11 protein-coding genes are annotated in these 11,959 nt (G+C 72.3%); 5 read left to right on the forward strand and 6 right to left on the reverse strand.

Annotation, left to right across the window (positions count from 1 at the left end):
• A partial coding sequence (locus tag I5G_RS21545) for an RDD family protein (RefSeq protein ID WP_036327224.1) occupies window positions 1-566 on the forward strand: 566 nt, incomplete at its 5' end.
• 81 nt (window positions 567-647) lie between these two features.
• Here the strand turns inward: I5G_RS21545 and I5G_RS08985 are convergent.
• Entirely contained in the window at window positions 648-854 is a 207-nt protein-coding gene (locus tag I5G_RS08985; protein ID WP_022878762.1) for a DUF3499 family protein, read from the reverse strand.
• A gap of 121 nt (window positions 855-975) precedes the next feature.
• Between I5G_RS08985 and I5G_RS21550 the strand changes: the two genes are divergently transcribed.
• The gene (locus tag I5G_RS21550) at window positions 976-1,404 is read left to right on the forward strand and encodes a hypothetical protein (RefSeq protein WP_022878763.1); all 429 of its coding nucleotides are present in this window, start codon (window positions 976-978) and stop codon (window positions 1,402-1,404) included.
• 62 nt (window positions 1,405-1,466) lie between these two features.
• Here the strand turns inward: I5G_RS21550 and I5G_RS24015 are convergent, their stop codons facing one another.
• The 4 genes from I5G_RS24015 to manA all read right to left on the reverse strand — a co-directional run bounded on the left by I5G_RS24015 (window position 1,467) and on the right by manA (window position 7,410).
• A complete protein-coding gene (locus tag I5G_RS24015; RefSeq protein ID WP_022878764.1) occupies window positions 1,467-2,357 on the reverse strand; it encodes a DUF5719 family protein in 891 nt (296 codons plus the stop codon).
• 502 nt (window positions 2,358-2,859) lie between these two features.
• Window positions 2,860-5,697 (reverse strand): glycosyltransferase, encoded by a 2,838-nt coding sequence (locus I5G_RS09000; protein ID WP_022878765.1) that lies wholly within the window; start codon window positions 5,695-5,697, stop codon window positions 2,860-2,862.
• Window positions 5,698-5,790: 93 nt separating this feature from the next.
• Window positions 5,791-6,114, reverse strand: coding sequence for a WhiB family transcriptional regulator (locus tag I5G_RS09005; RefSeq protein WP_022878766.1), 324 nt, complete (start codon window positions 6,112-6,114; stop codon window positions 5,791-5,793).
• A 141-nt stretch (window positions 6,115-6,255) separates the two neighbouring features.
• Window positions 6,256-7,410: a mannose-6-phosphate isomerase, class I gene (manA, locus tag I5G_RS09010; RefSeq protein ID WP_022878767.1), complete on the reverse strand. Its 1,155-nt coding sequence runs from the start codon at window positions 7,408-7,410 to the stop codon at window positions 6,256-6,258.
• Between the two features lie 63 nt (window positions 7,411-7,473).
• On the opposite strand from manA, the gene I5G_RS09015 reads away from it, so the two are divergent.
• Window positions 7,474-8,874, forward strand: a complete 1,401-nt coding sequence (locus tag I5G_RS09015) for an O-antigen ligase (RefSeq protein ID WP_022878768.1) — start codon at window positions 7,474-7,476, stop codon at window positions 8,872-8,874.
• Between the two features lie 44 nt (window positions 8,875-8,918).
• Window positions 8,919-9,920, forward strand: a complete 1,002-nt coding sequence (locus tag I5G_RS09020) for a glycosyltransferase family 2 protein (RefSeq protein WP_022878769.1) — start codon at window positions 8,919-8,921, stop codon at window positions 9,918-9,920.
• Window positions 9,921-9,941: 21 nt separating this feature from the next.
• Here I5G_RS09020 and I5G_RS09025 read toward each other — a convergent pair whose 3' ends face one another.
• Window positions 9,942-10,787, reverse strand: coding sequence for a hypothetical protein (locus I5G_RS09025; protein WP_022878770.1), 846 nt, complete (start codon window positions 10,785-10,787; stop codon window positions 9,942-9,944).
• A gap of 307 nt (window positions 10,788-11,094) precedes the next feature.
• Between I5G_RS09025 and I5G_RS27245 the strand changes: the two genes are divergently transcribed.
• Window positions 11,095-11,571: an acyltransferase family protein gene (locus tag I5G_RS27245; protein WP_368844167.1), complete on the forward strand. Its 477-nt coding sequence runs from the start codon at window positions 11,095-11,097 to the stop codon at window positions 11,569-11,571.
• Window positions 11,572-11,959 lie beyond the last annotated feature (388 nt).

The following is an 11,959-nucleotide window of genomic DNA, read 5'->3' on the forward strand; positions in this document are numbered from 1 at the left end:
TCATCCCGACCGCCGTCGAGACTCTCACGCGCGGGCGCAGTCTCGGTCGCTGGGCTATCGGCGGCCGGATCGTCCGCGTCGACGGCGGGGCGGTGGGCTTCCGTCAGGCGCTGATCCGCGCGCTCGTCGGCGTGCTCGAACTGTGGTTCACACTCGGCGGCATCGCCGCGATTGTCGGGATGTTCACCCCGCGGGCGCAGCGCCTGGGCGACCTCCTGGCCGGCACGGCATCCGAGCGGACACGCACCCGACCCCTGCCCCCGGCGGCGCCCGGCCTCCCTCCGGGAATGGAGGCGTGGGCGGCAGTCGCCGACGTGTCGCGGCTCCCCGACCGCCTGGCCGCGCGGATGGCGCAGTTCGTCCGCGGCGCCGACGCCCTCGAGCCGGCCGCCCGCGCGCGCGTCGCCGCGGGACTCGCCGACGCGGTGGCGCCCTTCGTCTCACCGCTCCCCGCATCCGATCCGGAGACGCTGGTCCGAGCGGTCGCGGTCGTCCGCCGCGACCGCGAGTACCGCGCCCTGATGCTCGAGAACGCGCGCGCCGCCGCTCTCACCCCGCCCGAGTGAGTCGCCAAGATGTGTCGCCTCTCGGCGTGCTCAGGCGACGAATGATGGCGACTCACGCGGCGGCGTAGCCCGGCGCGGGGCTCAGGCCCGGAGGGTCTCGTGCCGCACGACGACCCAGCCGCGCGGGACCGACAGCCGGTCGGCGTGCAGGGCGCACAGGTCGTGGGCGTGAGGATCACCGGCCCGGCCGAGCGGGCCGAGAGCGGCCATCTGGTCGCCGTAGTCGTAGGTGAGGGTGCTCATCGCCTCACGGGCGCATCCCACCTTCGAGCAGAGTCTGTCGCGCATCGCGGGTCAGCCTAGACGGACGGCGCGGCGGGCCGGCGACGCCGCGCCGCGGCCGAGCGCGGCGGGTCCGCGCGCGAAACCCCGAGCCGGCGACCGGCGCGGCGAACGTAGGATGGCACGCATGCGTCGTCGTACCCGTGAAGCCCGTCCGGTCGCGCGACCCTCGCGCCACGGACGGCACGGTCGCGAGAACCGCAGCCCCGTCGTGCGCCCGCCGCTGCCGCCGCTGGACACGCGCGTCGAGCGGTTCGACATCGCCGTGAGCACGGCCGCGGAGTTCCTCCGGTCCGCGTGGACGGACCTCCGCGACGTGTCGTTCGAGATCGGCATCATGCCGCCCGCGGCCTCGGGCGCGATCCCCCGCTGGCAGGTGCTGCGCGAGCAGAAGCGCATCATCCTCTACCGCGTGCCGATCGAGCGCCTCGGCCACCCGCACGTCGACGACGATTTCCACCGCCGCATGATGATCGAGGGCGCCGTCTTCCGGGCGGCCGCCGAGTACCTCGACCGCGACCCGTGGGACCTCGGCCCGGAGCGCTTCCGCTTCTGACGACGCGTCGGCTCCGCGTCACGGAAGGATCGTGAGCGTCCCCGCCGCCAGGCGGCCCCGTCTCACGGAAGGATCGTGAGCGTCCCCGCTGCCGCGTCGGCGGGCCACAGCGGATACCCCGCCAGCGCCCCCGGCGCCGAGTACGAGATCGCGGCGTGCACGGGGCGATCCGGGGCCAGCTCGTAGACGCCGGCCGTCACGGGGACGGACACCGAGCCGCCCGCAGGCACCGACACCGTGACCGGATCCCCGCCGCTCTGAGGCGTGAGCGTGACGGATGCCGACCCGGAGGCGGCATCCGCGGCGATCACGAGCGAGGCGCCCGCGCCCGGGGCGACCGCGATGAGTGAGGATGCCGGGAATTCGGGCGCCGCGGCGTACCACGCGAAGTCCGCGCCCTCGCCGAACCCGGTGGTGGACCACGCCCCGCCCACGACCGGCTGGGTCGCGGCGACCGAGACCGTGTACGCCCCCGGGGTCAGGTCGGACAGGTTCAGAGAGGTGGGCGTGCCCGCGGGGAGCGGGAGGGTGCGGGGGTCTCCGGCCGGGGCGTCGCCCCCGACGGGCGTGATGGTCACCGTCGCCGACGCGTCGGCACCGGGCGAGAGCAGACGCAGCACCGTTCCGGCATCCCCCTGCCCGGTCGTGAGGACCTGGATGCCGGGAAGCACGAGGGACGTGGACGCCTGCGCGAGCGGGGCGACCTGGTCACTGCCGCCCGGGAGGAGCGTGCGGGTGAGGCTCGCCTGCAGCGACGCCTGCACGGGGGCTCCGGTGGCGACGACGCGCACGACGGGACTCGCCTCGCCCAGCAGCAGACCGGCGAGCGGCACGACGCGCTGACCGTGGGCCGCGACGATGAGCCCGGCGCCCGAGGGTGGGGTGGAGACGCCGTTTCGCGCGTAGAACGACAGCTGCACGGTCGCCGCGACGTCGCCCGGGTTCGCGAGCACGACAAGTTCGTTGGCACCGGGGGTGGTCGCCCCCGGGACCAACACGACTCCGCGAAGCGGGGGCGGCCCCCGGATGCACTGAACCCAATAAGGTCTTTCGAGGGGACGGTCGCCGACCCGGCGGCCGCGAGCGGGGTCGCGGTGCGGTCCTTCGGCGCGGCTCGGAACACCGTGGCATCCCCGGATCCGTCGCCGGTCGCGCCGGTGGCGCGGGAGACCTGCGCGTCGGCGGTTTCGGGGCCCGAGACGATGTCCTGCGGCGCGGCGACCGTCACCCCGCCGGCGGATTCGGCGGCTCGCCCGAGCGCGAACACGGGACCGGCGCACGCGAGGACGGTGTCGGATGGTGCCGGGTCGACCTGGACGCGCACCGGTTCGGCGACGAAGCGCGGCCACGGGGCGGCGATCCCGGCGACGGCGCCCACGACGACGGCCGCCGCGACGGCGCTCCCCGCCACGACGCGGGCGCTGGTGGTGGCCCAGCGGACCAGGCGACGATCGCTCATCGAGTACCTCCCCGGACGGGTCCGACGGTGCGTGGGGTCCGTCGCGCGACGCGACGCGAGGCCGCGGTCGGGATCGCGAGCAGAAGCGCCACGAGAAGGACGCCGATGGACGCGCCCGTCACGAGCCGCTGCAGCGCGACCTGGTGGTCGTCGAGCGCCGCGCGGGGCTGCACGTCGACGGTGACGCGCCAGAGGTCGCCGCGCGTGGTGGCGCCGACGCTGTCGAGGGTGTTGCGCTGGTCGAGCGAGGTGGCCGCGGTCAGACGCGCTCCACGGATGACGTCGTCCTCCCCTCCGGGTCCGGACTCGAGCAGCACGAACCGGATTCCGCGCGCCGCGAGACCGGCGACGGCGTCTTCGGACGAGGGCGTGACGAGGTCGGCGGCGAGCGTGGCCAGCTCCTGATCGGCGGGGCGCGCCCAGGTCCGCGTGGCCTCGACCGTGCTCTGCCCGCCGAGGGTCGCGCTGCCGCCCCACACGACGTCCACGCGCAGGCCGTCGGCGCGCGGGTCGAGCACGATCGTGCCGACCGACGTCGACCCGCGTCCCTCCGCGGCGACGAACGCGGGGAGCGTCGAGACCGGGCCGTTCGTGAGCACGGCGCGGGGCGTCTCGGAGGTCATGGCCGTGAGCGACGGGGCGACGGCGACCGCCAGCGCGGCGAGCGTCAGGATCGCTCCGATCGGGCGGAGCACGCGTACGCGCTCGACGATCCCGGCGTCGAGGGCGAGGACGGCGGCCCCCACCACACCCAGCCACGCGAGGCTGAGACCGGATCCGGGCCACAGCGGCACGGGCGTGGCGTGGTCGAACGAGACGGCGACCCCGACCGCCGCGAACGCCGTCGCGAGGCCCGACGCGGCGATGAGAAGCAGCCCGGTGGAGGTGAGCCACCGCGGGGTCAGGACGGACAGGACCGCGAGCACGGCGAGCGGTGCGACGAGCAGCGGAATCCACCACACCGTGCTGCCGGTGAGAGCGCCCCACCCGCCGGGATCGGAGGTGGGGAAGCCCGCGGCGAGCAGCGCGCGGCCGAGCGGATCCGCGGTCGCCTCGTCGCCCGCGAACGGCACGCCGGGGTCGGCCAGCAGACCCCACGGGTTACCCAGCCGCACCTGCGTCCAGACGAGCGGCGCGAACACGACGATCGACGGGACGAGCAGCCAGATGACGCGGGCGATCCCGCGCGGGGCGACGAGGGCCACCACGACGAGCGCGGCCGACCACAGCACCACCACGGCCGGCGCGAGCGACGGCGCGCACGCCAGCACACCGACGAGAAGAATGGATGCCGCTCCCGCGGGCGCCCAGGATCGATGTGCCACGCTCGCGGCGAAGAACAGCCACGGCAGCAGCAGGTGGAGCAGCAGCGCCGCCGGGCGCCCCTCGACGATCGCCGCGAGGAACGTGGGCGCGAGCGCCCAGGCCACGGCCGCCGTGATGCGCAGCAGCGACGACTCGGTGACGCGCGTGGCGGCGAACCAGCCGCCCAGCACCGCCAACGGCAGGGCGAGGATCCACAGCACCACGATCGCGCGGGACGGTTCGGCCGGCGACAGCGACCCGATGAGGGCGACGAGGGCCGAGAACGGGTCCGCGGGACCGACGACATCCAGACCGAGAGGACGCGCACCCCACGCCGCGTCCTGCCACAGTTGCGTGAGGTTGGCGCGCAGCGGGGCGAGCCCGCCGCCGCCGAGCACGGGCCATGCCAGCAGGGGGGCGAGGAGCAGGGCGGACACCGCGAGCGCGCCGAGCACGGCCCATGCGCCACCACCGACGAAGAACTTCAGCTCGGTGCGCACCGGGGCGTCGCTCTCCGCGGCGTCGGTCTCCCAGCGCAGGCGCATCTCCGCGCGCGAGATGCGCAGCGGCGCGATGCGCGACCAGCCGACGGTGCGCACCGTGCGGATACGCCGCCGCGCGCGGGCGACCGCGGCCACCCGGGCCATCACGAGCAGCGTCGCCCCCCACTCCGGAACGACCTTGTGCGGGACCTTGCCCACGAGGTGCGCGACGGTGCGCCACAGCGCGAGAGGCAGGAACGAGAGCCAGTGCAGAAGCACGGCCGGGGCGGGCGCGTAAGCGAGCCGCCGGTGGAGCTGGGCGGTGCGTTCGGCGAACGCGCGGCGCCGGGCCCGCTTGCGTCCGCGCGCCATCGCGGCGACGCCGTCGCCGGCCACCGCGACGCGGGCCGCGGGGACCAGTGACACGCGATCGCCCGCGAGGCGGGCGCGCACCGAGAGATCGAGGCCCTCGTCCGCGCCGCCGAGCGCCGGGTCCAGGCCGCCGAACGCGCGCCACGATTCACGGCGGATCAGCATTCCGCGGACGTCTGCCCCGAGCACGTCGGCATCGCCGTCGCGCTGCCCCTGATCGAGTTCCCCCGCGGCGAGTTCCACCGCGCGGCCGTACCGGGTCATGCTGACGCCGAGGGAGACGATCTCCGACGGGTCGTCCCACGCCACGAGCTTCGGGGCGGCGATGGCGAGCGACGACGAGAGTTCGAGCGCACCGGCCAGCTGCAGAAGGGCGTCGGGATCCGGCGCGGTGTCCTGGGCGAGGAGCCAGACGGCATCCCCCGTCAGGCGCGGGGTGGCGAGCGCCGTGGCGGCGGCGAAGGTCGTCCCGGCGGAGGCCGTGATGACGCCTTCCGCTCCCGAAGCAGCGGCGATGCTCGTCAGGGCGGGGTCGTTTCCGCACAGCACGATGGTGAGCGCGTCCACCGGGCGCGTCTGAGCGGCCAGCGCTTCGAGGGTGCGCGTGAGGTGGGGGGCGGCGGGGATGCGTCCTTCGGGGCGGACCACGAGGACGGCGTGTACACGGGCGGGCATGGCGTGGTCAGCCTAGGCGGGCTCCTCCGCGATCCGAGACGCCGCGCCGATCCGCCGCCGATCGTTCAGGAACCGGACGCCGGGTGCCGTGGGTCAGGCGCGGCGCTTGAGCTTGCGGCGCTCGCGCTCGCTGAGCCCGCCCCAGATGCCGAAACGCTCGTCGTTCTGGAGCGCGTACTCGAGGCACTCGGACCGCACGTCGCACGAGGTGCAGATGCGCTTGGCATCCCGCGTCGATCCGCCCTTCTCCGGGAAGAAGGCCTCGGGGTCGGTCTGCGAGCACAGCGCGTCGGTCTGCCACGCGAGAGTGTTCTCCTCCGGAGCGTCGATGTCACGACGGACTCCCGGGACTCCCAGGTCGACCGGATCGACGAACCAGTTGTCCGGGACACCGGACCGGTACTGCGATGTCGCCATCTCGTCCTCCCCCTCGTTCGATCCCCTGACGCTGGCGCGTACGAGTAATTACACCCGTGTCATTCCGATTGGTCAAGTCGCGGATCGTAAACCCTCAAGGGCGAGGTGAACCTTCACGACGCGTCGTCGGCGTGTCGCGCGTCAGTTCCCCGACTGCGCCACGAAGACCTCGCCGCCGGTGATCGTCACGGGAGACTCGTCGGGGGTGAGAAGAGCGGCGTGCCCCGGCCGGAGCTCCACACGGGCGCCCGAGGCGCCCGTCACCGCGGCGTTCCCCGCGACCGAGAGCGCCAGCGATATGCCGTTCAGCACGACCTCCCCCTTCTCCGTCACGTGCGCGAGGGAGAAATCCGGGATGCCGGGGGCGAAGAGTTCCACCCCGTCCCCCTCGGGGCGGGGCTGCAGGAAGGGCGGGGCCGCCGGGCGGAAATCGACCAGGGAGAGGAGTTCGGCGACGTCGATGTGCTTGGGGGTGAGACCGCCACGCAGAACGTTGTCGCTCGCGGCCATGATCTCCACCCCGAGGCCCGCCACGTACGCGTGCAGGACACCGGCGGGAACGAAGATCGCCTCCCCGCGCCGCAGTTCCACGAGGTTCATGAGGAGGGCGACGACGATGCCGGCGTCCCCGGGGTAGGCCGTCGACAGCGTGCGCGTCAGCTCGAGCTCGGCGGCGAACTCCTCGGATTCCATGGATGCCGCAGCCCCGACGATCTGCTGGATCTCGGCCGCGTCGGCCTCACCGAGCACCCACCCGATCGCGGAACGCAGAGCGCCGGCGGGGTCGGCGGCATCCAAGTGTCCACGGAGGGCGCGGACGCCGTCGCCGTCCGCGAGGGCCGCGACGAGACGCCGCGTGGCGGCGATATCCCGCAGTCCCGCGAGGGCAGTGAAGGTGTCGCTGAGGGCGACGATCACCTCGGGCTTGTGGTTGTCGTCCTTGTAGTTGCGGTCGGCGGCGTCGCGCGGGAGGCCTGCGGCCTCCTCGCGGGCGAACCCTTCGACGGCCTGATCCTTGGACGGATGCACCTGGATCGACAGCGGTGCGCCCGCGGCGAGCAGCTTCAGGAGGTACGGCAGTCGCGCCGGCGCGCCCGTGGCATCCGCGTGCTCGGGAAGCCAGTCGTCGAGCGTCCGGTCGGACCCGTCGTGCAGGACTGAGGGTGATCCCGGGTGGTCGCCGAACCACACCTCCGCCTCGGGGGCGCCCGACGGCGCCCGCCCCTCGAGGTCGGCGATGAGCGTCCGACTCCCCCAGGCGTAGTCACGGGGCGTGTTCGAGATCTCCACCAGCACGGGTGTCAGCCTAGCGCCGCACCCCTGGGCGCCACGGAGACCGAACGGTAGCCTGGGCTGACCATGGCGATGTACACCAGTCACCCGGTTTCGGCGCTGCCGACCGCGCCCCCGCGGGAGACCACGGGGCACCTCCTCCTCCGGGCGTGGTGCGTGTTCGTGCTGGTGCTCGTCCTCGGCGGGGTCGCCGTCGTCGACGCGATCGGCCCCACCGCCACCGGCGTGGTCGCGGTCGCGTCCGTGATCGTGTCCGCCGCGGTGTGGGTGGTCGTCCGGCCCCCGATCGCGGCGCGGCGCCTCCCGTTCCTGGCGTTCGGCTACGTCGCCTGGGCGGGGCTCTCGATCCTGTGGAGCGCCTGGCCCGCGGCATCCCTCCTCACGTGGCTACTCCTCGCGGCCACCACTTTCCAGGCCCTCTTCGTGGGCGCGGTCCTCACCTGGCGGGACGTCGTCGGGGCGGTGGCCTCCGCGGCGAAGTGGGTCGTCGGCGCGTCACTGCTGTTCGAGCTCGCTGTTGCGCTCGTCGTGCGCGGGCCCCTTCTCCCCGGATTCGTCCGGGCGGCGGGCGATGAGGACCCGATCGTGTTCTGGTCGGGCGGCAACCTCTTCGGCAGCGGACCGCTGCGCGGGATCTTCGGCAACGGCGACCTCCTGGGCGCCGTCATGCTCGTCGCGATCATCGTGTTCGCGATCCGCTTCGCGGCCCACGCGCCTCGCCGGACGCTGCTGTGGGGCTGGATGGCCGTCGCGGCGTTCCTGTTCGTGCGGGCCGCGTCGATCACCGCCATCGTCGCGGCAGCGTTCGTGGTGCTGGTCCTGGCGACCGTGCTCGTGATGCGCACCGCCCGACGCCCCGGCGAGCGCACCCGGTGGTACGCGTTGTACGCGTTCCTCGGCATCGGGGGCGGCGCGGTGCTGTGGTTCGCGCGCGACGCGATCTTCGACGCTCTGGGGCGCGGGGCCGATCTGACCGGGCGCGAGGGGGTCTGGGCCGACGTCCTCGCCCGGGCCGACCAGCATCTGCTCTTCGGCTGGGGGTTCTCGACCCCGTGGATCGCCACCGAGCCGCTCATCGACGGCTGGATCGTCGATCGCGGACAGACCGTGGTGCAGGCGCACAGCATGTGGCTCGACGCGTACTTCCAGCTCGGCGGCGTCGGCGTCGTGCTGCTCGCGCTCGTCTTCCTCGCGTACGTCTGGCGGTCCTGGTTCTTCGCGGTCGACCGGCCGCGCTGGGACCTCCGCGCCGATCGCCCCTACTCTCCGCTCACCCTGCTGCCGACGCTCATCGGCGCGCTCCTGGTCGTGCAGGGACTGACCGACTCCGCACCCCTGCTGCTGTGGGGGTGGACGTTCGTCGTCCTGTTCGGCGCGAAGATCAAGCAGTCCCCGCTCATCGGCGTGGGCCCGGCCGAGCAGAGCATGGCGATCGAGCGCGGCGAGTTCCCGCAGTCGGGGTCCTGATCCGCGGGGCGGGTTCAGGGCCGACCGTTATGATCATGGATGCCATGACGTCCCACGCCGAAGCAACTCCGTCCCCCGCGAATTCCGCTTTCGATCCGGCGTCGGCGACGATCGTCGTGGTCACGTACAACCGGACCCCCCTGTTGACCCGCCTCCTCGAGAGCATCGAGCGGATGTCTCCCGCCCCCGGTCGACTCGTCATCATCGACAACGCCTCGACGGACGACACCACCGACGTGGTCGAGTCGTTCCGTGACCGCCTCCCGACCGAGGTGGTCTACCGGCGGCTCGACACGAACACCGGCGGCTCCGGCGGCTTCAGCGAGGGCATGCGGGTGGCTTACGAGCTGGGTTCGGAGTGGATCTGGCTCATGGACGACGACGTCGAAGTCGTGTCCGACGGGCTCGACCGAATGGGCCGCTGGGCGCCGCGCTTCCGCAGCATCCAGGGCCGTCGTTACGACTTCGACGGCAGCGAGTTCTACTGGCAGTACCGGGTCGCGGAGTCGATGGCCATCCCCATCCCGTTCGCCCCCGCGGGGTTCGACTCGTCGGGTTACAAGCCGATGAATTCCGGATGCTTCGAGGGCATGTTCATCCACCGGGACGTCGTCGCGAAGATCGGTCTCCCCGACCCGCGGTTCTTCATCTACTGGGATGACCAGCTGTACGGCTGGCTCGCCTCCCGCGTCACGGACTCCGTGATCGTCAATGAGTTCGTCCTGCGCCGCACGCGCGAGATCAAGCAGTGGGACATGGGCATCCGCCACATGAACGCCTCGAGTGATGCGTACCGGTACTACATCATGCGCAACCGGGCGTACCTGGCGAAGTACTACCGGGAGTTCGGCGTCTACCGACCTCTGGCGTTCACCGCCGGTACCGCGCTGACGTTCGTGAAGGAACTCATCCGCCTCGTCGTCGTCGAGCGGAAGCTGCGCGGCACGAGCCACCTCTTCCGGGGGCTCCGCGACGGACGCCGGATCTCGCACGACGCGTCGTGGCGGCCCATGCCGCCGCTGACGTCGACGCGACCCGCCGCCTGAGGGCGGCGAGAGGAAGGTCCGTCACTCCCAGGCGGACGGAGCGCCCGGCGGGCAGCCGAGATTCATGGACGCCTCGGGGATCCCGTCAACCGGTGCCGGCGACCCCATCGCCTGCCACTCGCCGAAAGTGAGCGCGCGGTTGACGGGAGCCTGCAGACCACCGCCCGGGTTGTAGGTCAGAGTCATCGCGCCCACGTACGCCAGCTGAGCGCCGAAGAATCGCCGCACAGTGTCATTGGCCGTGCGGGTCACCGTGTACGGCGTCGGGAAACCGAGACTGCGCCACTGGTCGTAGGTGAGACGGCCGCCCTGTCCGGTGGCGGTGCTGCAGAGGTAGGCGATCCCTCCGGTGGAATCCCACGACAGCCGCACGAAGCCGCGCCCTTCGCGCGCCGTGTATGCGGGGAACCCCGCGTTGCGCCACTGCTCGTACGACAACGAGATCACGTCGCCCGCCTCATCCTGGGCAAGGAGCTGGGGCGACGTGCCCCACTTGTGCACCGAGATCGACGATCCCCAGGCGGCCGTCCGGATCGCGGGGTAACCCGCGGCCTGATACTCCGGCCACGTGATCGCGGTCGACAGCTGAATCCCCGGCCGGGCGAAAGTCGTGACCGCCGTGACCGTGGGGAAGGTGAGGACCTTCTCATAGAAGGTGGGCGCGGAGCGGAAGGCCGGGAACCCCAGATCCGACCACTCCTGGAACGTCAGAGGGACGGCGTCGTCGTCCGTCACCTCGAAGATGGTGCCGTCGTACGCCGTACGGATGTAATCCGGGCGACTCTCGGCCGCGTACGCCGGTGAGACGGTCGCAACGGCGGTGACGATCGCGGCGACGAGAGCGAGAACAGCGAAGCGGCGTGTCATGGCGGATGGCAGTCCTTCGGGTCGGCGGGGAGGCGACGCGCGGCGCCATCGACTCTGCGGATGCGGTTCGCAGTACCGAAAACGAACATCCGCACGAGGAAGCTATCGCAACCCGGCCGCTACCCGGGGAATCCGAAACTAGCCGGAAACGTCCGGACGGCCGCCGGGTGTGCGCCCTTCGGCGCGACGTGGGGTCGAGTATCATCTGTCCGGGTCCCCGGCACGCCCGTCGGTCCATCTTGCCGCGCCTGCGTGCCCAGCCACGTCGAAGTGCATCCGCCGACGTGACGATCACTCAAGGAACTCCGTGTCTGCAGTCTCTGCCCCGCCGCTCCGCCGCACGCGCACGCGCACGGTCGACCGATCGTTCAGAGCCGAGATCCAGGCACTGCGCTCCGTCGCCGTGATGGGCGTGCTCCTCTTCCATCTGTGGACGGAGGTGTTTCCGGGAGGGTTCGTCAGTGTTGACGTGTTCTTCGTCCTCTCCGGATTCCTGATCACCGACCACCTCGTCCGCGAAGTGCGCTCCCGCGGCCGGGTCTCCCTCCCCCAGTTCTGGGCCCGCCGAGCCCGCCGGCTGCTGCCCGCCGATTCGTCGTCCTCATCTCGTGGCGGCGGCGACATGGCTCTGGGTGCCCGACACCCGGTGGGCGCAATTCGGCGGCGAGATCATCGCGTGGACGTTCTACCCCGAGAACTGGGCGCTCGCGGCACAGTCCGTGGAATACATGGCGACTCACGCAGTCAAGTCGGTCAGCCACGACCTGCGTACCAGTCGAGGTAAGGATCACATCCGGTGCGTCCGGTCCAGGGGCGTCGGTGGACCGTGACCGCGATCTAGTCGCGGCCGTGGACCGTGGATGACGCGGCATCGGGGGGCCGATCCGGACCCGCGGGGTAGGTCACGATGAATCAGTGGTACCTCTCCGCCGTCGAGGGCCCGGGCGATGTCCTCCTCCAGGGCGCTCGCATGGAAGGCGAACGTGAGATCGGGACGCGTTGCTGAGGCGCTCATGCATCCAGGGGCAGTCCGTTCGAGATGTCCATCATGGCGGCGGTCACCGTGCGTCCGTCCGCCCGCAGCGTGTCGGCGATCGGCGGTCGGGGCAGCAGCGGCTCGGTCACAGTCCCTGTGCGTCCTCGGCATCGATGGCCGCGCTCGTCTCGGTAGT

Origin of the sequence: Microbacterium sp. B19, from assembly GCF_000333395.1 — a bacterium.
Lineage (GTDB): Bacteria > Actinomycetota > Actinomycetes > Actinomycetales > Microbacteriaceae > Microbacterium.

What these genes read in the sequence shown, in the direction of transcription:
- I5G_RS08985 (WP_022878762.1), bottom strand. Translation starts at nt 854, where the DNA reads ATGCGCGACAGACTCTGCTCGAAGGTGGGATGCGCCCGTGAGGCGATG.
- I5G_RS21550 (WP_022878763.1), top strand. Translation starts at nt 976, where the DNA reads ATGCGTCGTCGTACCCGTGAAGCCCGTCCGGTCGCGCGACCCTCGCGC.
- I5G_RS09000 (WP_022878765.1), bottom strand. Translation starts at nt 5,697, where the DNA reads ATGCCCGCCCGTGTACACGCCGTCCTCGTGGTCCGCCCCGAAGGACGC.
- I5G_RS09005 (WP_022878766.1), bottom strand. Translation starts at nt 6,114, where the DNA reads ATGGCGACATCGCAGTACCGGTCCGGTGTCCCGGACAACTGGTTCGTC.
- I5G_RS09015 (WP_022878768.1), top strand. Translation starts at nt 7,474, where the DNA reads ATGGCGATGTACACCAGTCACCCGGTTTCGGCGCTGCCGACCGCGCCC.
- I5G_RS09020 (WP_022878769.1), top strand. Translation starts at nt 8,919, where the DNA reads ATGACGTCCCACGCCGAAGCAACTCCGTCCCCCGCGAATTCCGCTTTC.
- I5G_RS09025 (WP_022878770.1), bottom strand. Translation starts at nt 10,787, where the DNA reads ATGACACGCCGCTTCGCTGTTCTCGCTCTCGTCGCCGCGATCGTCACC.